This is a genomic window from Methylibium sp. T29-B (genome assembly GCF_000576225.1).
Classification (GTDB): domain Bacteria; phylum Pseudomonadota; class Gammaproteobacteria; order Burkholderiales; family Burkholderiaceae_C; genus Methylibium; species Methylibium petroleiphilum.
Genome location: NZ_AZSN01000042.1, coordinates 1 through 19,924 on the forward strand (window position 1 = coordinate 1; position 19,924 = coordinate 19,924).

The window sequence follows — 19,924 nt, forward strand, 5'->3', positions numbered from 1 at the left end:
CCGCTGGCGGGGCAGCTCGGCGGCGCCGGCTCGCTCAACTCGCAGGGCGAGCCGCAGCAGCGGCTCGACGTGCTGGCCGATGCCTGCGTGTCGCAGGCGCTGTCGGCCTGCACCCATGTGGCCGGCTGGGTCAGCGAGGAGCACGCCGATGTGACGGTGTCGCCCGAGCACGGCAGCGGCGGCGCCTACCTGGTGGTGTTCGATCCGCTCGACGGCTCGTCGAACGTCGAGACCAACGTGGCGATCGGCAGCATCTTCTCGGTGCTGCCCCACCTGTTCCGCGGCACGCCGGCCAGCGCGGCCGCCTTCATGCAGCCGGGCCGGCGCCAGGTGGCGGCCGGCTACGCGATCTACGGCCCCTCGACGGTGCTGGTGCTGAGCCTGGGCCAGGGCGTGCACATGTTCACCCTCGACCCGGACGCGCCCGGCGACGCCGCTCGCTGGGTGCTGACGCGGGCGGACGTGGAAGTGCCGGTGTCGACCACCGAGTTCGCGATCAACGCCTCGAACCAGCGCTTCTGGGAGAAGCCGGTGCAGCGCTACGTGGCCGAGTGCCTGGCGGGCCAGAGCGGGCCACGCGGCCGCGACTTCAACATGCGCTGGGTGGCCAGCCTGGTGGCCGAGGTGCACCGCATCCTCACGCGCGGCGGCGTCTTCCTGTACCCGCGCGACAGCAGGGAGCCCTTCAGGCCCGGGCGCCTGCGGCTGCTGTACGAGGCCGCGCCGATGGCCTGGCTGATGGAGCAGGCCGGTGCGGCGGCGACCACCGGCACCGGCCCGCTGCTGGAGCTGGTGCCCGACGCGCTGCACCACAAGGTGCCGGTGATCCTGGGATCGCGCGACGAGGTCGAGCGCATCGTGACCTACCATGAGGACCCGAGCGCCAATGTGTCCTGGCAGCTGTTCAAGACACGCTCGCTGTTCATCCAGCCGCAAGCCTAGGCCGACGCATGAGCCGCAAGCATCCCGTCATCGCGGTCACCGGGTCCAGTGGGGCCGGGACGACCACCGTCAAGCGCGTGTTCGAGAACATCTTCCGGCGTGAGGGCATCCGTCCGGCGGTCATCGAGGGCGATGCATTCCATCGCTTCTCGCGGCAGGAGATGAAGGAGCGCATCGCCCAGGGCGATCTGGAGGGCCGTGCCGTCAGCCACTTCGGGCCCGACACCAACGAGTGGGCGCTGCTGGAGCAGCAGTTCCGCGCCTACGGGCAGGGCGGGCGCTGCCGTTCGCGCTACTACCTGCACAGCCCCGAGGAAGCCGAGCCCTACCAGCAGGAGCCCGGGACCTTCACGCCCTGGGTGGAGACGCCGGCCGATACCGACCTGCTGTTCTACGAGGGCCTGCACGGTTGCGTGAAGACCGAGAGCATCGACATGGTGCGGCACGCCGACCTGAAGATCGGTGTCGTGCCGATCATCAACCTCGAGTGGATCCAGAAGATCCACCGCGACACCAGGGACCGCGGCTATTCCAAGGAGGCGGTGTCCGACGTGATCCTGCGGCGCATGCACGACTACGTGCACTACATCGTGCCGCAGTTCGGCGAGACCGACATCAACTTCCAGCGCGTGCCGGTGGTCGACACCTCCAACCCCTTCATCGCGCGCGACATCCCGACGGCCGGCGAGAGCCTCACGGTGATCCGCTTCAAGAACCCGCGCGGCATCGACTTTCCCTACCTGCTGTCGATGATCGACAACTCGTTCATGAGCCGTGCGAACACCATCGTCGTGCCGGGCGGCAAGATGGACCTGGCGATGCAGCTGATCCTGACGCCGATGATCCTGCGGCTGATGGAGATCCGCCGAGCCCAGTTGCAGTGAGCCCGCTGCGTCGACCCCTGAACCAAGGAACAACATGACGATCCGTCTCGTGAGCTTCGACCTCGACGGCACCCTGGTCGACACCGCCGCCGAGATCGCCGAGGCCGTGCACCGCGCCTTCGACGATGTCGGCATCGAGCGCCGGCCGCAGGCCGAGATCACCAACCTGATCGGCCGCGGCACGCGCGAGCTGATGCTCAAGCTGCTGGCGCGCGTGATGCTGGAGCAGCCGGCGCTGTCGGAGCGGGTGCAGGCCGAGGCGGTGCTGGAGCGCTTCGAGCACCACTACGCCGAGACGGCAGGCTGCTTCGGCAAACCGTACCCGGGCTGTGTCGCGACGCTCGAACGCCTGCGCGACCAGGGCGTGCGGCTGGTGTGCGTGACCAACAAGGAGCAGCGTCATGCCGAGCGCGTGCTGGCGGTGACGCGGCTCGACGGCTACTTCAGCATGCTGATCGGCGGCGACACGCTGCCGGTCAAGAAGCCGCACAACGGCGTCCTGGCCCATGTGCTGCGCCACCACGGCGTCAGCGCCGACGAGGCGGCCCATGTGGGCGACTCGTCGATCGACGTCGAGAGCGCACGCAACGCCGGCGTGCGGGCCTGGGCGGTGCCGCACGGCTACAACGCGGGGGTGCCGATCGAGGATTCCAACCCGGACCGGCTGTTTCCCAACCTGCCGGCGATCGCCGACGAGGTGGACGCCGTGCTGGGGCCGCTGCCGGCATGATGTGACGCAACGATTCACGAACGGGAGACGCTGATGCTGGCCGCCTTGCTGTGGGATGTGGATGGCACCATGGCCGAGACCGAACGCGACGGTCATCTCGTCGCGTTCAACGAAGCCTTCGAGGCGCTCGGCCTGCCGTGGCGATGGAGCGTCGAGCGCTACACCGAGCTGCTGCGCGTGACCGGGGGACGCGAGCGCCTGCTGCACGACATGACCACGCAGGCCGACGCTCCTGCCGGCGCGGCCGAGCGCGACCGTCTGGCCGCGGCACTGCATGCCGAGAAGAACCGCCGCTACGGCCAGCTCGTGGAGCGCGGCGCGATCGCGCTGCGCCCCGGCGTGCTGCGGCTGATGAACGAGGCCACGGCGAGCGGGGTGCAGCTGGCCATTGCCACCACCACGTCGCGCGTGAACCTGGAGGCCTTGCTGGGCGCGCAGCTCGGCACGAACTGGCCCACACGCTTCGCGGCCATCGTCTGCGGCGAGGACGCGCCGGTGAAGAAGCCCGACCCGCAGGTCTACCTGCGATGCCTGGATGCGCTGCAACTCGACGCCGACGAGACGCTCGCGATCGAGGATTCGCCGAACGGACTGGCCGCGGCCCGCGCCGCCGGCATCGCGACGCTGGTGACGCGCAGCCTGAATTTCGCGAGCCACGCCTTCGAGGGCGCGCTTGCTGTCTGCGACGACCTGGACCACCCGGCGGCGCCGTCGCCGCACCTAAAGGGCGCACGCGCCGCGCGCATCGACCTCGCACTGCTGCGGCATTGGCATGCCACGTGGTGGCAGGAGCCGCTGCGCGCCTGAGCTCAGGCCTCGCGCTCAATGACCCAGGCCTGGTAGCGCAGCGCCGCCACGGCACCGGCGACGATGCCGGCCACCGCGATGAACGAGCCGGCCGACAGCAGCGACAGCCCGCTGAGTCCCTGGCCGATCGAGCAGCCCAGCGCCGTGACGCCGCCCACGCCCATCAGCACCGCACCGACCAGATGCTGGGCGGTGTCGCGCACGTCGCGAAAACCCTCCCAGCGGAACTCCCTTCGCAGCAGGGCGGTGGCGGCGGCGCCGAGCAGGGTGCCCAGCACGGTCGTGATGCCGAAGCTCAGCACCGTGCCGCGGTCGGACCACAGCGTCAGCAGATCCAGCGTGTAGGCCGTGGGCGCGACGAAGCTCAGCGCTTCCGGGCGGCGCGAGTGGGTGGCGAGCCAGGCCGGCTCCAGGGTTTCGGGGTGCTCGCTCAGGTGACCGAGCGAGCCCGTGACGAACCATGCCGCGACGATCAGCCCGCCGATGGCCAGACCGCCGAGCAGCGGTCCCGGTTGCAGGAAGTCGCGGCTCCGCCGCAGCCAGAGCAGCAGCGGCACCGCCAGCAGCACGCACAGCGTGGCGCGCAGCCACGGCAGCGGCAGGTCGACAACGCGAGACAGCCACGAGGCAGATCCTGCGGGCCGGCCAGCAGCGGCCCGACCGGGTCCAGCCATTCGACGCGCGGCAGCGCGAACGCGCCGCGCAGCGTCATCTGCGCCGCGAAGCCGACGACCAGTAGAACCACCAGGGCCTTCAGGCTGCCGCCACCGGCGCGCACCAGGCGCGCGAGGCGCAGCCCGACGCCAGCACCATGCCGAAGCCGAAGGCCAGCCCGCCCAGGCCCTGCGCCAGCCAGCTCAGGCGCCGACCGGTGTAGATGGACGCGCTCAGGTCCACGCCGCCCAGCCCGATCAGCGCCTGCGTGCCGACCAGCGCCACCAGCGCGGCCCAGACCCAGGTGCGCAGCCGGGTCGCGTCACCGAAGTTCACCACGTCGGCGATCGCACCCATGGTGCAGAAGCGCGTGGCCTGAGCGAGGGCGCCGAAGGCGATGCCGAGGGCCAGTCCGCACAGCAGCACGGTCTGGATCAATTGACTGGGGTTCGTGTCCACGGGGGGCGGCAAGGCAAGTCGGTTCCCCGGGATTCTGACGCGCCGCCGTCAAGCTAGGTGTGCTGCCGAGTCACCTCACTGCCTACGATGCGGTCCTTCCTGTCGGAGCGAGAGGGCGTTCATGGCCACGAAGACGATCAAGCGCAAGGGACTGTCGCTGCACGCCGGTCTCAATCTGGTCAGTGGCACGCACTACGGCGGCTGGACCGGCGAGCTCAGCGCCTGCGAGTTCGACGCCGAGGACATGGCGGCGCTGGCACGCGCTCAGGGCCTCAAGCCGACGGTGCTGCTGACGAGGAAGGCCACCCGCGCAGCGTTGCTCGCCCGCATCCGAGCCGCGGCGAAGGCGCTGAAGAGCGGCGACCTGTTTTTCCTGACCTACTCCGGTCACGGCGGCCAGGTGGACGATGTGACCGGTGAGGAAAGCGACAAGCTCGACGAGACCTGGTGCCTGTACGACGGGCAGCTGATCGACGACGAGCTCTATGCCGAGTTGGGTCGCTTCGCGAAGGGTGTGCGCGTGCTGGTGCTTTCCGACAGTTGCCACAGCGGCACCGTGACCCGTGCGACATCGCCCGCGCCCGGTGGCGTGCCGATGCCGCGCTCGCGCATGATGCCGCCGGCGATCGCGCGGCGGACCTACCGCGACCACCAGGCGTTCTACGACAAACTGCAGCGCGACGTGGCTCGCGCCAGCGGCGGTCGGCCGGTGGAGCCCGATGCTGCGCTGGCGCAACTGGCGGTCAGTCCGCGACTCACGGCACTGGCCGCCCGGCTGAAGGCCGCGGTCATCCTGGTGTCGGGTTGCCAGGACAACCAGAGCTCGCTCGACGGCGAGCACAACGGCGCGTTCACCGAGCAGCTGCTGCGCGTCTGGAACCAGGGCAAGTTCGAGGGCAACTATGCCGGCTTCCACGCGAGGATCAAGGCCGGCATGCCGGCGAGCCAGACACCCAATCTGTTCGTGCTGGGACCGGCCGCGACCTTCCTGCGGCAACGGCCCTTCACGCTGTGAGGCGTGCGGCGCGGTTCATGGCCGCGTCATATCCGGCCCATCAGCAGCAGCACGATGACGATCAGCAGCACCAACCGACGCCACCGCTGGGGCCATAACCCCAGTTCCGGCTGTGGGGCCAGTTCGGGATCGCGCCGATCAGGATGAGGATCAGGACGATCAGCAGGAGGGTACCGAGGGTCATGGGATGCTCCGGGAGTGTCGAAGGACCTCACGGTAGGCGGCCCGCGGCGCCAGCGATGTCGGAGCGAGGCTCGTCGCGAAGTCGGTCAGTGCCCCGCCTGCGCGGCTACGGCAGCGAGCGACCGCGCCATGCAGCCGCGGCGTGCGATCAGCTGGCGTACTTGACGCTGCAGCCGTAGGGCGTCGCGGTGCCGGTGCTCACCGCCTTGCCGGCCAGCGACTCGGTCAGGGCGGCCTTGACGAAGTTCCGTGCGCCCTTCACGTCGGCCGGGTCGGCGGAGCGCTTGTCGTCGATACCGCCCGCATAGATGAGCTTGCCGCCCGGGTCGATGACGTACATGTGCGGCGTGGTCTTGGCGCCGTAGGCCTTGCCGACGCTGCCCGCATCGTCCATCAGCAGCGCCGTGGGTGCCGCGCCCCAGCCCTGGTACTTGGCCTGCAGCGCCCCGGGCTCGAGGTAGTCGGTGGCGCCCCGGGCGGTGGAGCTGATGCTCAGCCACGCCACGTTGCGACCGACGAACTCCTTCTGCAGGCTCTGCATGTTCTGCGAGCTGTAGTGCTTCTGCACGAAGGGACAGCCCGGATTGGTCCACTCGAGCACCACGTGCCGGCCCTTGAAGTCGGCGAGCTTCACGGTCTTGCCATGGGTGTCCTTCAGCTCGAAGTCCGGAGCCGCCTCGCCGATGCTCACGGCCAGCGCGGCACCGGGCAGCGCCGTCAGGGCGGTCGGCAGTGCGATGACCGCCGCGGCTGAGAGCGTGAAACGTCGGCGGTTGTTCGACAAGGCTCGCATCGTCATCTCCTTCGGAACTACAGGGTCGACAAGGCCTCGCGCACGAGACCTCCGGTGAGGATTTCCGGCAGCAGCAGCGGCTCGCGGCCGGGGCGCATCAGCACATAGACGGGCACGCCGTTGCGACCGAGCCGGCCGAGCGCGGCGGTGATGCGCTCGTCGCGGTGGGTCCAGTCGGCGCGCATCAGCGCCACGTTGGAGCGGGTGAAGGCCTGCAGGGTTTCATCGGTGTGCAGCACGAGCCGCTTGTTGACCTGGCAGCTCACGCACCAGGCGGCGGTGAAGTCGACGAAGACGGCCCGGCCCTGCGCCAGATGCGCGTCGATGGCGGCCTCGTCATAGGCTTGCCAGGCCGCGTGGGGCGAGCCGGCGGTCGACGCCGTGCCGTTACCGGCCTGCGGTGAGGCCGCCCGCTCGGATACCGGCCACCCCCAGGCCAGCACGGCGACCAGCAGCACGGTCACTCCCGCGCGCGCCGCCACGCCGCGCCACACACTCGCCAGCCACAGCCCGAAAGCCAGGCCGACCAGCGCCACCAGCGCGCGCGTGCTGCCGTCGATGCCGGCTTGCTGGCCCAGCACCCACAGCAGCCACACGACGGTGGCGAACATCGGGAACGCCAGGCCTTGCTTGAGCCTCAGCATCCAGGGCCCGGGCCGCGGCAACCGCGCGCGCCAGCCCGGCCGCAGCACCAGCAGCACATAGGGCCAGGCCATGCCGAGTCCGAGCGCCGCGAACACGCCCAATGCCTGGGCCGGCGGTTGCGCGATGGCGTAGCCGAGGGCCGCGCCCATGAACGGCGCCGTGCACGGGCTCGCCGCCACGACCGCGAGCACGCCGGATCCGAAGGCGTCCACCGCTGGTCGCTGTGCGCGCCATTGCGCCAGCCCTTGCGGCATCAGAAGGCCGAATTCGAACTGGCCGGCCAGGTTGAGCCCGAGCACGAAGAACAGCAGCGCCAGCGCGAACACCACGCCGGGCTCCTGCAGCTGGAAGCCCCAGCCCACGGCGCTGCCGGCCGCACGCAGCGCGAGCAGCGCTGCAGCGAGCGCGACGAAGCTGCACACCACGCCCACGCCGTACGCCAGCGCGTGCATTCGCAGGCGGCGGGCGTCACCCTCCTGCCGCGCGAGGCCGAGCAGCTTGATCGACAGCACCGGGAACACGCAGGGCATCAGGTTCAGCAGCATGCCGCCCAGGAAGGCCAGGCCCAATGCCGCCAGCAGGCCCACAGGGGCGCTGCCGCGCAGCGAGGCGGGGCCCCGATCCTCGGCCGCGGCGCGCGCGCCGGCGGGGACGGTGATCGTCGCGACGGGACGCAACGGTGCGCTGAACTCGACCGAGCGTTGCGGGCCGCCCCAGACGGCGGTCCCCGAGGCACCGGGGTCGGCCTGCGCAACGGCGATGCCGTCGAGTCGGGCCGGCACCGTTGCGCCCTCCAGCAGCTTCAGCTTCAAGGCATAGCCGCGCGGGCCGCGATAGAGCGCATGGCTCGCGGGTTCCAACAACTGTTCCGCATACGGGAAGACATGAACCTCCGGTGCATCGGCGGGCAAGTCGCCGCCTGCCGGTTCGAGCGTCAACAGCAGGTCCCGTCCGGCCTGCTGAACCTCCGCGGTCCACGCCGAGAGGGGCCCCGCCTGCGCCGCCGCTGCCTGCGCGAACAGTGCCGCGTGCGCGGCGGGTGCGGCGTTGTCGGCGGCCGCTGCCTCGGCCACCGGCAACCGCAGATCGAGCGTCGCCTGTTCGGGGATGCAGACGTCGTTGCACACCAGCCAGCGTGCCTGGGCCTGTAGCCTCAGCGTGTCGCCCGGCCTGGCATCGGGCGGTGCCGTGTACTGCAGCGGGAGCAGCACCTCGCCTTCGTAGCCGTAGTTGACCAGCGGGCCGATCGGCAGGCGTTCGGGCGCTGGCCATTCGATCTCGCCCATCCGGCTGCCGGGCGGCAGCGTCCAGCTCAGCGTCGTGGGCAGGCCCGAATCGCCCGGGTTGCGCCAGTAAGTGTGCCAATGCGGGATGTGCTGGAGCTTCAGTCCGATCCTGAGCGTCTGACCGGCTGCCACCGCACCGCGCTCGGCCACCAGTTCGGCCGTGACGTGGTCGGTGCGCACCGCAGCCGCGTGCGCCGCGCCGCCGAGGAGGAGGGCGGCCGAGGCGAGTGCCGCGACGAACAGGGGACCGAACGGTTGGGGCACGTTGCCGAGTCTCCGGGGCTGTATCGGGAAGCGGTGCGATTCTGAGGGCAGCGCGGAGTTCCACCCTGCGGCAGGGTTGATGCGCCTCAGCGTGCAGGGGATGCAAGCCGCGTGAGCGCTTGGCGCCTTTTGAAGTACAGCGCGCTTGTAGGGCGATGCACTGAGTCACCGGCCGTGGCACCCGTGGCCCGGACCCGTAAGCCCTTGATTCCATTGCCTGCGGATCGGGAGGCGTGCGCTCTGCGGCACCGGCGGTCTCTGGCACGCCTCGTGCGCCTGACGGGGTCGTGCCATGGGAGATCCACCGATCCGTGGCCTCTGCAACGGTGGATAACAAGGAGACCAAGACCGTGAAGACGATCCAGAAGACGGGGCGCATTGCCCTGGCTGCAACCTGCCTGCTGTCGGGCGCCGCGCTGCATGCCGAAGAAGGCCCCTGGATGATCCGCGCTCGCGCGCTGCTCATCGATCCGGACAACAAGTCCGACGCGATTCCGTCGCTGGCGGTTCCTTCCAACGCGGTCGAGGTCGACAGCCGCTGGGTGCCCGAACTCGACATCAGCTACTTTTTCAACAAGAACATGGCAGCCGAACTGGTGCTGGCCTACACCAAGCTGGACGTGAAGGTGAACGACAGCGCCATCGGCGCCTTCAATGCCGGCTCGTTCTACGCGTTGCCGCCATCGCTGCTGCTGCAATGGCACTTCCTGCCGGACGGGGGCATCCGTCCCTACGTCGGCGCAGGGATCAACTACACGCACATCTCTCGCGTGAAGCTCTCGGTGCCGGGCGTGTTGCCGCTCTACCTCGACAGCAGCAGCGTCGGTCCCGCGCTGCAGGCCGGCGTCGACTTCAAGCTCGACGGTCCGTGGTCGCTGAACTTCGACATCAAGAAGGCCTGGATCGAATCGGACGTCCGCACGGGCGCCGGTGTGCGCGTGAGCAAAGTCAAGCTCGATCCCATGCTGATCGGCATCGGCGTCGGCTACCGCTTCTGAACGCCGGGGGGCCGCGGCGACGCGGCGCTATCCCCCTGAACCAGGGCCGTCCCCGCGGTGACGTCATCCTTCACCTGCGGGGGCGTGCGGTGTTCTCGCCGACGGCCGGGCCGACAGAATCGGAGCGTGAAGACGTCGCAATCCGAGTTGGACTTTGCCGATACGGTCCCCGCTGCACTGGCGGAGGCGGAGACAGGAACCTGGTTCACCGGGGCGCGGGTCGGTGGCGCCGCGTCCGTCGACACCGCGGCCTGGATCCACGAACTCGACACCAGCGTCAGCCTGCCCACTCGGGAGCGGGCAAGCAAGGGTTTCCGTGATGCGCCCGATCCCTACGGCCGGCGCGGCTATGACCGGCGCTACCCGGTGGTCACGATCGTGAGCGCGATACGCCGTCGCCGCGTCGTCTGCACCATGGCGACGGCCGCCGTGCTGTTCGGGCTCGTCTCGCTCCTCGTCGGTTGACTGAGCGATCGTCCGGCGCGGGGCCTGGACAAGTCCCCTGGAGGTCAGTGCTGAACGCCACCGACCCCGAGCTTCAGCAGCAGCCGCAGGTACTCGAGTCGCGCGTGAAGCTCCGTCAGATCCTGCACCAGGTCGGCCCAGAGCGCCTCGCGTGCATCGAGTGTCCGGTGAGCGGGCAGCGACGAAGGCTTGAGAGGATCAGGTGTGTCCATGTCGGGCACTGGGGAGGTTGCAGAGCCTTCATGGTCTCGCTCGCGCCTCCCGTCGACAACCCCGTGTTCGGGGTGACGCGGCGACATCGGCGCCGGTCGGTCAGAAGCGTCGGGTCTCGGCCGCTTCGCGGAGCTGCCGGCACTCCAGGCGGTTCGTGAAGCGAGCCTCCTCGCACCGCCGGTGAACGCAGAAGGGCCTCACGAAGAAATTGCGGTCGGCACAGAGTTCGGTCGGGCCGGCCGCGACGACCCGCGACCGGCTGCTGCGCTTGGGACTCTGCGGCGGTTTCGCGGCTGTCTCGGTGAGCTTCGCGTCAGCGTTCTTCGGCGGTGAGACGGCGGGCCGGGAGTCCTCGGCCGTGGGTCCTGTCGATGCTGGGGTGGGAGTGTCAACCGTCGCCGGCGGCGGCTCGGTGCGCAGCGTGGTCGGTGCTGCCGCGGCCACGACCGGTGACCCGGCGGCAGCGCTCACTCGCTCGCTGTTCTCGTTCGAACTCAAGGGCCACAGCATCGCAAGCGGAAGCAGCACGCTCAGGCTGGCCAGAGAGGGCCTGAACCAGGGGCGAGAGTGCTGCAGCGTGCTTCGGGGTGCCACGGACGGCAGCCCGGCCACCGCCGCGGGCGGGGCTCGCAGAGGCCGGGGGGGCTCTGCCGTGACCACCAGTTCCTGCGCGCGGTGCAAGGCACGCGGTGCCGTGGTGCCCTCCAGTGCGCGGCGGAACGTCGCCACGTCCTGCGGGCGGTCTTCGGGCCGGACGGACAGACCCCAGTCGATGGCCGAAAGGAAGCCGTGCGAGAGGCCGGGAAACGGGCGCTCGGCGAGCCGGTGCATGTCGTCGTGGATCGAGCGCGCTGTCGACGCGGGCGGCGGCTTGCCTTCCAGCAGAAAGGTGACCAGCGCCGAGAGGGCGTAGAGGTCGGTCCAGGGGCCTTGGCGAAGCCGCGTCGCTTCGGCGTACTGCTCGATCGGCGCGTAGTGCGGCTTGACCACGGCGGTGAGGAGTTGCGTGCGATCGCCGATCAGTCGGCGCGCGGCGCCGAAGTCGAGCAATACCGGCAGGCCGGCGCCCGTCAGGATCACGTTGTCGGGCGCGACGTCGCGGTGGTAGATGCGCTCGGCATGCAGAAGCTGCAAGGCCTCGAGCAGCGGGTCGACGATCGAGCGCAGCCAGATCTCGGTGGGCGCTTGCGTCATCGAGCGCCGCAGCTCCCACAGTGTGGGTCCGCGAAGATAGGGCATGGCCATGTAGGCCGTGCCGTTGGCCTTCCAGCTGCTGTGGACCTTGACCATCGCGGGATGCGAGAACCTGGCGAGCAGCTTGGCCTCGTCGACGAAGGACTCCAGCGCGAGCGCGAACGTGGTGGCGTGAGTGAGGGAGCGCACCGTGACCTCGCAGCCCTCGCCACGACAGACCAGGTGAGAGGGCAGGAACTCCTTGATCGCTACATCTCGATCCAGCGCATGGTCGCGGGCGAGGTAGACGATGCCGAAGCCGCCGACCGCCAGGACCCGGACGATCTCCATCTCGCCGAAGCGGGTGCCCAAGGGAAGAGCCAGTCGGTCCATCAGGGAATCTCGGTGTCGGCTGCCGTGGAGGATCGAGCGATTCGGAACGCGGCGCCGCATGACGGACGCCGCTGCAGAGTCTTGCCCCTGGTGCCGGCCTCGTCTGTCGGACAGGACGGCGCCGTGCCGTAGGACCGGGATCACAGCGCGGCGCAGCTTCAGGGACCAGGGAGCGAGCTTAGTCGCAGTGCGGGGAAGCCCGCTCCCCGATGTGCGGGGCGGCTGCGCGCCCAGTCTCGGGCCGCTCCTATGATGGAGCGGGACGGTTCGAATAGCGGGGAGACCCCATGACGATAAGAACATGGACACTGACCCTCGAGTCAGGCCGACAGGGCGGCTTCACGCTGCGCGACGAACGCGGATTCGAGATCGAGAACGTGCGCGCGATCGAGCCCAAGGGGCGCGATCCGGACGGCAACCCGATCCACGTCTTCGAGATTGCCGTGAACCTCAGGGAAGTGGCGGCGCAGCCGAAGCGGCGCTGACCAGCCCTGCAAAGCAAAAAGCCCCGCACTTGCGTGCGAGGCCTTGCTTTTCTTGGCTCCCCGACCTGGGCTCGAACCAGGGACCTACGGATTAACAGTCCCCTGCGGTGAACTTGATAGAACCTTAGTAGGCATGATCAATCGCGATGTTTCATAGGAGAGGCTTCTTGATGTTGCTGGTTTAGTCCGTAGGTGGCATGATCGAACATGATCGCCGCCGCCTACTAATAGTCTACTAACCAGCCTCATGCCGAAGCTGCACCTCACCGCCGAGGTCGTGAACAAGCTGCCCACCGCCGAGGCGGGCCAGGCGCTGTACCGGGACACGAAGCTCCAGGCTTCGGCCTGCGGGTGGGCAAAATCACCAAGGTCTACTTTGCCGAGAAGCGCGTCGACGGGCGGACCGTCCGTGTCACGCTCGGCACCCATGGGCAGATCACCGCCGCCCAGGCTCGAGAGAAGGCTATGAGCGCCCTCGGCAGGCTCGCCAGCGGCGTGGACATGAATGCCGAGGAGCGGGCCAAGCGGGAAGAGCGGCAGGCTCATCGGGACGCGAAGGCGAGGGCGGCTGAGTACACCCTGGGCAAGCTGTGCGACTGGTACGTCGATCACCAGCGCAAGCGCGGCAAGTCGTCCGCCGCCGATGCCGAAAACCTGTTCAAGAACTACGTGAAGGGCAGCGACTTCGAGCCGGTCCCGGCGCGCGACCTGACTTCGAAGCAGGCGACAGCGATGATCCGGGCGGTGGTCGAGGCTGGAAAGGGGAGAACCGCGGCGAAGCTGCGCGCGTACCTCCGGGCAGCCTATGCCCTGGCCCTCGGTGCGGAGACAAATCCCGAGGCACCTTCGGAGCTGGTGCTGTTCGGCGTCGACACCAACCCGATCGCCGCGACCGGCGCGCTGTCGAGCTTCAGCAAGTCACGAGATGTGGTGCTGACCGAGGCCGAGCTGGGCGAGTTCGTCCGACTACTCCAGGAGCGCCGCGCCGCGCAGTTCGACGATGCGCTGGCGGCGATCGAGCTGGCGCTGTTCCTCGGTGGGCAGCGGCTCACGCAGGTGCTCCGGCTAACGGTTCACAGCGTCGACACCGATGCCGGGACCGTGGTGCTGCTGGACCCGAAGGGGCGGCGCAAGGAAGCCCGCCGGCACGTCCTGCCCCTGCAGGGTCATGCGCTGGCGCTGGCCGAGCAGATCCTCGAACTGCGCCGAGCCGAATGGCTGTTCGGCGACAAGTCCGCGCAGACGACGCCTGACACCGTGGCACGGAAGGGTGGGGAACTGCTCGTCCTGACGCAGGCGAACCTGCAGAAGGGCGCCAAGACGAAGCGCGAGCCTAGGCTAATCCAGGTGCGCGACCTCCGCCGCACCGCCGAAACCATGATGGCCGCGATGGGCATCAGCAAAGACCTGCGGGCGCAGATCCAGTCGCACGGGCTCGGTGGGGTGCAGGACCGTCACTATGACCGGCACGACTACATGCAGGAGAAGCGCCGAGCGCTGGAGGCCTGGGAAGCCAGGCTGAACGAGTTGGCGGAGCGCAAGCCCGCGGCGTCGAACGTGAAGAAGTTAAACCGCGCGTGCTAGCCACTAAAGGCTATCGATCGAGCATATGAAACAGGAGAGTGCAATGAGGCCAGGTGATCTCACCCCCGCAATCTTCCTCGGAAGCCCGGTGTTTTTCGTGGCGTCCGGAGTGCTCCACCGCTTCATGAACGTATACGTCGCGCTGGTGTTCGGCGCCGTTATCGGAGTGCTCGCCGGCCTGTCGCTCATCAAAGCGCTGCGCAGCTGAATCCGGCGCCTCAGCGGTCCTGAGGCAAGCGCGGCCGGAAGGTGCTGTCACACCGACCGACCGCTAACCACAACCCACCTACTGAAGAGGTGTTTCATGGCTACCCAAGAGACTAACAGCGTCGACGCAAAGCCTGTAGATCACGATCAACGCTTGAAGCTTGCATACGAAGCTTCGGTGCAAGTCGACGCGCTTGTCGGGCTGCTTATGCGAGAGCAGCAGGCCTCCTGCGACTACGCCGCAGATGTCGTGCTGTCTACCCTGCTACGACGAGTAGATGAACTCAACGGTGTCGTTTTCGCGGTGCTGGCGCACGACGACGCAGACCCCACTGAGCGACTGCGCGCCGTCGTGGGTTCCGGGCGACGCGCTGGGGAGATCGCAAATGTCTGACCAACTCACCATCGCTCGCGGAGGGTTGGCGGTTGACGCCGACGGGAACGTGTTGGACATGCCGCGCTGCCTTGTCCACGACTGCAACGACGAACTGCTTGACGTGATCGCGCTGCTTCACGCCTCGATCCTTGAGGTCCAATCCTGCGCCAGCGGGCCCAATGAAGACGCAGACGGAATAACCGACGCATCGTCTCGTACAGTCTCCCTCCTCTTGATTGCGGACGACAAGGTGCGCGACATGCTTCGCACGATCTCGCCATACGTCTAGGCGAGCAGCTGATGCGACGCAGAGGCCGGCCATCGAACGCGAACAACCCGCGCGTTGCTGCGGCCGACATCGCTATTGCGAAGACGATGCAGATGCTGATGATGTGGGGCTTTCCGAGAAGATGCCCTCCTAACCACAGCGGCGGCGGCTAGCCGGAATGCCGGCCGCGCCTGCGAGCGCGCGTCCTTAAGAAATCGATAAGGTTGCCGCGGCACGATGAATGCTGTTTCGCAAGAGCATTCGCATGCCGAATCGACTGAAGTTTTCCTATGGATCGCTGGCGCGCTTTGGGGTGCCCATCTTCATCCTGGGTGTGGTGGTTCGGTATTCCACAGGCAGCGCAATTGGGACGATCATCGCGTTGATGGGTGCGATGCTCGTCTCTGAGCAGCCCCCGCTGCACCGTGAACAGAGTTCGCAAGAGGCCGGAGCAGGCGTTGTGCGATGCAGCGAAGGAGCATGAAATGCAGCTGCGCACCGATGCACGTCACGCGCGAGGTTCGTCCCGCAGACGCAGGCTCGCCGAGCTGATCGTCGCGATCGGCGTTGCAACCTTCGGTGTCTTCCTGATCATGGATTAGGACTCTGGAGCTGCGGTCTGGCCATCGCACTTGCTGATTGCGCGGGCTGCCGACGTTTCCGATGGTCCACAGGGTCAGCTAGCAGCTGATCAGCTGCCTTAGGAGTACCCCGTTCGAGAGGTCAGCGCGCTGGAGGTAGGGGTTTTTAGGGGTCATCAGCGGTAAGACCCAGCGGCCGTGTCGACATGTCCGCAAGCGTCCGATGTGGTGCAATACTGGATGTTCATACAGTATTCTGGGGGCAACATCATGGACGCTCAAGAGTGGCAGAGTGGCTTCGCCGCGCGTCTGCAAAACCAATGGCCGACGATCCCGATCGACGAGCTGCTCGACGCGGCTGGCGACCTCTGGTGCGATGAGCACTGGCGGGCGATGTCGCCCGAGGAAGCTGCGTTCAGGTGGTTGAAGCTGGGTGTGCTGGCTGACTGAGATGTGCCCTCGACCAGCGTTCAAGTCAGTCGATGGCAAAGAGACCTTCAGCTGCACCGCCTGCGAATCCACCCGGTGCACGCGTGTCACGGTCAAGCGACCCGACGGCCGAAGCTACGAGACAGAGTTCGTGAAGTGCTTCTGGTGCGGCGTGATGTACCACCACGCTGGGGCCGTGCCGGTGTTCGATCCGAGGTCGGCCACGCCGCGCTTCCACGCGGGCCAACTCGGTCGCGATGAGCCACACGGCATCAGCGCCGAGGCCCTCGCGAAGATCAATGAGGCAGCAGACCGAGCCAACAAGTCAAAGGGCCGGCGGCACCGATAGCTACGTGCGCGGCTGTCCAAGAAGAACAAAACCCCCAGGCCGCGAAGCGAGGGGGTCTTGTTGACCGAACCCGGAGGGGGTGGCACCGATTTCCACCTCTCGTACTTGACGACCTCGCGGCCGACATTGACACGGCACAACCGGGACAGAACTTCCAGCGGCATTTCGCTGACACCTCGATTGTAGAGGCTCGAGCCGCGCCAACTGTCTGAGTGCTCACCGGACTTCACATCGGGCCGCAGATCCGGCGGCAGGGCACCCCGCTAATGGCGAGCGGGACGAGGTGACGCTGCAGGGGCTGGTGACGGGGCGGTAGCGGTCCTCGCTGCCCATTCGTCAAGCTTTAGGTTGCATGACGAATGACAGCAGGGACACAGACTATGTCCGCCTCTTCACTCTTCCCGTCGCCATCGATGTATGCGCGAATCAGAATATCCTTGCCCATTGGAGCGTCCCCGCCCGGCTCAGCAAACGCACGATTCAGCCCATCCTCAGTTAGCCGTACGACCTTCGACAGTGCCCCATCGCATCGGTAAGTGACGCGCTGTGCTTGCCTACAGACAAGGTTATGTGATCGCTTGGACCGATTTCTGTTCGTGGCCGTACTGGCTTGTAGCCACCCTTCGAGTCGTACGTCACCGTCCCGGGAACAAGGACTCCGCACACGTAACGATCACTACCGCTGTCGGCGACAGTGATCCAATTCAACTTCCCCAATGCAGGCAATTTGGATGCGACCACTAGATCCACCGTCCGGTTCAGATGATCGACCACATTGCGCATCAATGTGATTGACTCGATCTGTTCAGTAAAGCTCGGCTCACCAGGTGGTAGGGTGACAACCAATCCGGGAGTCGCCTTAAGCAGTCCATCAAGTCGGTGAAGTTCGTCGACGATTGCCCACGCGTGCATGAATGCCTCGGGGATGACCCAAGGATGCAGTTGCGTCTCTTTGGTGAGTGCGAGTTTCGTCAGCTGACGATAGAGCCGCCCGTAAGCAAGCTCGCAGATCTGCGCAGAGTGACAAAAGCTATCGAGGCAAATCAACAGCTTGCGATTGGAGTTCGGGGGAAGTCGCTTTAGCGGCGAATCGGGACTAAACATCGCGATCTCCATTTTGAGCAAGCGCGTAGTGCGAACAAGCGTCACTTGCCTACTACCCGCCTACTAAAGCAAAAGGGGTTAGCAGGCACTTACCGGCTAACCCCCACACTTCTTGGCTCCCCGACCTGGGCTCGAACCAGGGACCTACGGATTAACAGTCCGGCGCTCTACCGACTGAGCTATCGAGGAATTGAGCCGCAGATTATAGCGGCTTCGCTGTCGCGCTCACAAGTCCGCGCTGAGCGAGACGCGCCAGGTGCGCGGTGCCATGGGGTAGAGGTAGGCGTGTTCGAACTGGTAGGGCGATTCCTGCCAGGCGCGTCGGTCGAGGACGTTGTCGACGCCGATGCGCCACACCAGCGTGCGTGTGTCGATCTTCTGGGCGTAGCGCGCTCCCAGGTCGACGCGTGCCCAGCCGGGGATGCGCGTCGCGCCGTCGTCCGGCAGCAGCGTGCGGTCGCTCTCGGCGACGATGCCGCCCTGCAGGCTCAGCCCGGCCCAGCCGGCCACCGCGTACTGGGTCTGCAGCTTGAACACGCGCTCGGGCACGTTGGGCGGGCGCTGCCCATCGACCGCAGGGTCGGCGCTGTCGGTTCGCTCGGCATGCAGCAGCATGGCGCTGGCGACCCAGGTCCACGCCCCCGTTCGGGCCTCGATGCCGGCTTCCAGGCCGCGATGCCGTGCGCTGCCATCGGATCGAAGCGGACTCGGTACCACGCTGTCGTCGCGCGCGTAGACCGGCCGGTCGATGTCGAAGGCGGTCAGGTTCCAGTCCAGTGCGTCGGTGCGGCCCTTGAGGCCGAACTCCAGTTGCCGGCTCTTCAGCGCGGGAAGCGCTTGCCCGGGGTTGCTGTAGCTGAGCGGCCGGTTCGGCACGACCTGCGATTCGATGCCCTGGCCCCAGCTCACGTAGCTCATCAGCCCGGGCCGCCACTCGTAATTGAACGCGATCCACGGCGTGGTGACGTTCTGGCCGTAGCCGGTGGCTTCGGTGTCCGAGGTGGTGACGGCGTCGCGGTGCAGGCGCGTGTGGCGCAGGCCGAGCCAGGTGCTGAGGGCGGGGGTGAGCTGGATCACGTCGCGCAGGTAGAGCTCGGTGTTGCGCTCCGTGCGATCCGTGTTGTCGCTCAGGATCGCGGGCCCTGGCGGCGTGACGGCGCTGCCGTCGATGCTGCCCACGCCGGCGTAGGTGTAGATCTGCTGCTCGAAACGCGCCTTGAAGCGCGAGAACAGCACCCCGGCGGTCAGCTGGTGAGCCAGGCCCGCGGTGGCGAACCGGCCCTGCAGCGACAGATCGAGCGCGTTGGTGACGCGGCGCTCGTTCTCGCTGCGGAAGTCGTAGAGGTCGAAGCTGCCATCGCTGCAGTAGCGGTCATAGTTGCCCTCGGCGTCGCAGCCGTAGGGGAAGGCCAGGCGGTCGTCCGTGTGGAGCCGCTGCGTGCCGTAGTGCGCCTTGGCGCTCCAGTCGGCGTTCAAGCGCTGCGTCAGGCGCAGGCTGGCGGTCTGTCCTTCCAGTACCACCGGCTGCGACCACGGCTGGTTGTTCAGGTTGATGCGCGGATCGATGCGGTTCGCGCTGGGCACGCGATCGCCGAGCAGGCTGAAGGCCGGCTGGCTGGGCTGCGAGCGGCGGCTGGTCTCGACTTCAGCCTCGATCAGGGTGTCGGGCGTGGGGCGCCAGTCGCCCGCCAGCGCGAACAGGTGGCGCTTGCCCTTCGCGGCACGCAATTCGGGGTCGAGGTGCTCGGCCGCAACGTTGACGCGCACGCCGAAGGCCCGGTCGTTGCCGAAGCGGGTGGCCAGATCCACCGCGCCGAGCACGCTGTTCGCGCCGCGCCAGGCCAGCGTGGCGCTGCGCACGTCGGCATCGGGCCGCTTGACGACCAGGTTCGCCAGGCCGCCCGGCGCGCTGGTGCCGGCCTGGATGCCGCTGGTGCCCTTCAACAGTTCGATGCGCGCCTTGTTGTCCAGGGCGATGGCGGTCTCGGCGTTGATCGGCAGCCCGTCGCGGCGGTAGTTGTAGCGCTGGTCGAGCACATAGCCGCGCACCGTGAGCGAGTCCCAGTAGCCCACGCTGTTGTAGGCGTCGCTGACGCTGGCGTCCTGGCTGGTCAGCGCGCGCAGGTTCTGCGCGCCCGTGTCCTTGAGTTGCTCCTCGCCGATCACGCGCGCCTGCAGCGGGCTGCGCGTCAGCGGGATGTCGCCGAAGCCGGTGAGTTCGGCGCGGTTGCTTTCGCGGGGCGCCGAGATGCTGACCGTGGGCAGGGACGTCGCCGTGTCGTCGGCCGCCTGGGCAGTTGCGGTGCTGGCCAGCGTGGCGAGTGCCACGTGGGTGAGAGTGAACGGTCGAGACGTTGCATCGTGCTTCCAATGCGACGGCAGGGCGGCGGTTCCGCAAGGTGGACGCACCCGCAGGGCGGGGCGAGGCACACCGAAGATCGCTTCCCTGCGCGAGGATTACCTCAATCAGGTTCGAAGGGACTTTCTCAGTCGAGCCCGGGCCTCTTGCGAGAGCGGGTCAACACCCCTAGCTGGTGTCGCGCGGTGCTGCGCGACACGTACGGATTATGACGTGCGGATCACCGGCTGTAGCGCGCACGCCCAAAAAGAAGGAGCCCGCACGCGGCGGGCTCCGTT

General features: G+C 67.7%; 19 protein-coding genes, 1 tRNA gene, 3 pseudogenes and 1 riboswitch. Of the genes and pseudogenes, 14 read left to right on the top strand and 9 right to left on the bottom strand.

All coding sequences use genetic code 11. The annotated features are described in order from the left end of the window. The 4 genes from Y694_RS09125 to Y694_RS09140 form a co-directional block, all read left to right on the top strand. Nucleotides 1-942 (top strand): class 1 fructose-bisphosphatase (locus Y694_RS09125; RefSeq protein ID WP_036231759.1); only part of this gene is annotated, 942 nt, incomplete at its 5' end. An 8-nt stretch (nt 943-950) separates the two neighbouring features. Beyond that, nucleotides 951-1,826 (top strand): phosphoribulokinase, encoded by an 876-nt coding sequence (locus tag Y694_RS09130; RefSeq protein ID WP_011829081.1) that lies wholly within the window; start codon nt 951-953, stop codon nt 1,824-1,826. Between the two features lie 34 nt (nt 1,827-1,860). After that, nucleotides 1,861-2,556, top strand: coding sequence for an HAD-IA family hydrolase (locus tag Y694_RS09135; RefSeq protein WP_036231761.1), 696 nt, complete (start codon nt 1,861-1,863; stop codon nt 2,554-2,556). A 33-nt stretch (nt 2,557-2,589) separates the two neighbouring features. Further along, entirely contained in the window at nt 2,590-3,363 is a 774-nt protein-coding gene (locus Y694_RS09140) for an HAD-IA family hydrolase (RefSeq protein WP_011829083.1), read from the top strand. 2 nt (nt 3,364-3,365) lie between these two features. Here the strand turns inward: Y694_RS09140 and Y694_RS27115 are convergent. Further along, a pseudogene (locus tag Y694_RS27115) lies at nt 3,366-4,488 on the bottom strand (YeeE/YedE family protein). A gap of 109 nt (nt 4,489-4,597) precedes the next feature. Between Y694_RS27115 and Y694_RS09155 the strand changes: the two are divergent. Next, complete coding sequence (locus Y694_RS09155; RefSeq protein WP_011829085.1) at nt 4,598-5,491, top strand: caspase family protein; 894 nt, start codon at nt 4,598-4,600, stop codon at nt 5,489-5,491. A gap of 26 nt (nt 5,492-5,517) precedes the next feature. Here the strand turns inward: Y694_RS09155 and Y694_RS23275 are convergent. The 3 genes and pseudogenes from Y694_RS23275 to Y694_RS09170 all read right to left on the bottom strand — a co-directional run bounded on the left by Y694_RS23275 (nt 5,518) and on the right by Y694_RS09170 (nt 8,662). Next, nucleotides 5,518-5,675: pseudogene (locus tag Y694_RS23275) on the bottom strand (DUF3309 family protein). A 147-nt stretch (nt 5,676-5,822) separates the two neighbouring features. Beyond that, on the bottom strand, nt 5,823-6,467 hold the full coding sequence (locus Y694_RS09165; protein ID WP_036231782.1) for a thioredoxin family protein: 645 nt from the start codon (nt 6,465-6,467) through the stop codon (nt 5,823-5,825). A 17-nt stretch (nt 6,468-6,484) separates the two neighbouring features. Beyond that, nucleotides 6,485-8,662, bottom strand: coding sequence for a protein-disulfide reductase DsbD (locus Y694_RS09170; RefSeq protein WP_051495676.1), 2,178 nt, complete (start codon nt 8,660-8,662; stop codon nt 6,485-6,487). 326 nt (nt 8,663-8,988) lie between these two features. On the opposite strand from Y694_RS09170, the gene Y694_RS09175 reads away from it, so the two are divergent. Further along, nucleotides 8,989-9,660: an OmpW family protein gene (locus Y694_RS09175; RefSeq protein ID WP_231497609.1), complete on the top strand. Its 672-nt coding sequence runs from the start codon at nt 8,989-8,991 to the stop codon at nt 9,658-9,660. 126 nt (nt 9,661-9,786) lie between these two features. Continuing rightward, nucleotides 9,787-10,125, top strand: coding sequence for a hypothetical protein (locus Y694_RS09180; RefSeq protein WP_036231765.1), 339 nt, complete (start codon nt 9,787-9,789; stop codon nt 10,123-10,125). A gap of 44 nt (nt 10,126-10,169) precedes the next feature. Here the strand turns inward: Y694_RS09180 and Y694_RS24780 are convergent, their stop codons facing one another. Next, the gene (locus tag Y694_RS24780) at nt 10,170-10,337 is read right to left on the bottom strand and encodes a hypothetical protein (RefSeq protein ID WP_162833819.1); all 168 of its coding nucleotides are present in this window, start codon (nt 10,335-10,337) and stop codon (nt 10,170-10,172) included. A gap of 100 nt (nt 10,338-10,437) precedes the next feature. Then, on the bottom strand, nt 10,438-11,904 hold the full coding sequence (locus Y694_RS22530) for a serine/threonine-protein kinase (protein WP_051495677.1): 1,467 nt from the start codon (nt 11,902-11,904) through the stop codon (nt 10,438-10,440). A gap of 287 nt (nt 11,905-12,191) precedes the next feature. On the opposite strand from Y694_RS22530, the gene Y694_RS09190 reads away from it, so the two are divergent. The 7 genes and pseudogenes from Y694_RS09190 (at nt 12,192) to Y694_RS09210 (ending at nt 15,855) form a co-directional block, all read left to right on the top strand. Then, nucleotides 12,192-12,389: a hypothetical protein gene (locus Y694_RS09190; protein WP_011829093.1), complete on the top strand. Its 198-nt coding sequence runs from the start codon at nt 12,192-12,194 to the stop codon at nt 12,387-12,389. 339 nt (nt 12,390-12,728) lie between these two features. Next, nucleotides 12,729-13,973 (top strand): annotated as a pseudogene (locus Y694_RS09195) (site-specific integrase); the annotation flags it as partial. Nucleotides 13,974-13,998: 25 nt separating this feature from the next. After that, nucleotides 13,999-14,181: a hypothetical protein gene (locus Y694_RS09200; protein WP_036231767.1), complete on the top strand. Its 183-nt coding sequence runs from the start codon at nt 13,999-14,001 to the stop codon at nt 14,179-14,181. A 96-nt stretch (nt 14,182-14,277) separates the two neighbouring features. Further along, nucleotides 14,278-14,574 (top strand): hypothetical protein, encoded by a 297-nt coding sequence (locus tag Y694_RS24175; protein WP_152543485.1) that lies wholly within the window; start codon nt 14,278-14,280, stop codon nt 14,572-14,574. Then, nucleotides 14,567-14,845 (top strand): hypothetical protein, encoded by a 279-nt coding sequence (locus Y694_RS09205; RefSeq protein WP_036231768.1) that lies wholly within the window; start codon nt 14,567-14,569, stop codon nt 14,843-14,845. Before Y694_RS24175 ends, Y694_RS09205 begins: the two co-directional genes overlap by 8 nt. Before the next feature lie 220 nt (nt 14,846-15,065). Continuing rightward, entirely contained in the window at nt 15,066-15,308 is a 243-nt protein-coding gene (locus tag Y694_RS24180; protein ID WP_152543484.1) for a hypothetical protein, read from the top strand. A 367-nt stretch (nt 15,309-15,675) separates the two neighbouring features. After that, a complete protein-coding gene (locus Y694_RS09210; protein ID WP_036231792.1) occupies nt 15,676-15,855 on the top strand; it encodes a hypothetical protein in 180 nt (59 codons plus the stop codon). 823 nt (nt 15,856-16,678) lie between these two features. Here the strand turns inward: Y694_RS09210 and Y694_RS24185 are convergent. From Y694_RS24185 to Y694_RS09225, 3 genes are all read right to left on the bottom strand, one after another. Continuing rightward, a complete protein-coding gene (locus Y694_RS24185) occupies nt 16,679-17,299 on the bottom strand; it encodes a hypothetical protein (protein WP_231497610.1) in 621 nt (206 codons plus the stop codon). 101 nt (nt 17,300-17,400) lie between these two features. Then, nucleotides 17,401-17,476: transfer RNA gene (locus Y694_RS09220), tRNA-Asn, on the bottom strand. 36 nt (nt 17,477-17,512) lie between these two features. Further along, a complete protein-coding gene (locus Y694_RS09225) occupies nt 17,513-19,615 on the bottom strand; it encodes a TonB-dependent siderophore receptor (RefSeq protein ID WP_231497611.1) in 2,103 nt (700 codons plus the stop codon). Nucleotides 19,616-19,713: 98 nt separating this feature from the next. Beyond that, a riboswitch (TPP riboswitch) is annotated at nt 19,714-19,826 on the bottom strand. Between the last annotated feature and the right edge of the window lie 98 nt (nt 19,827-19,924).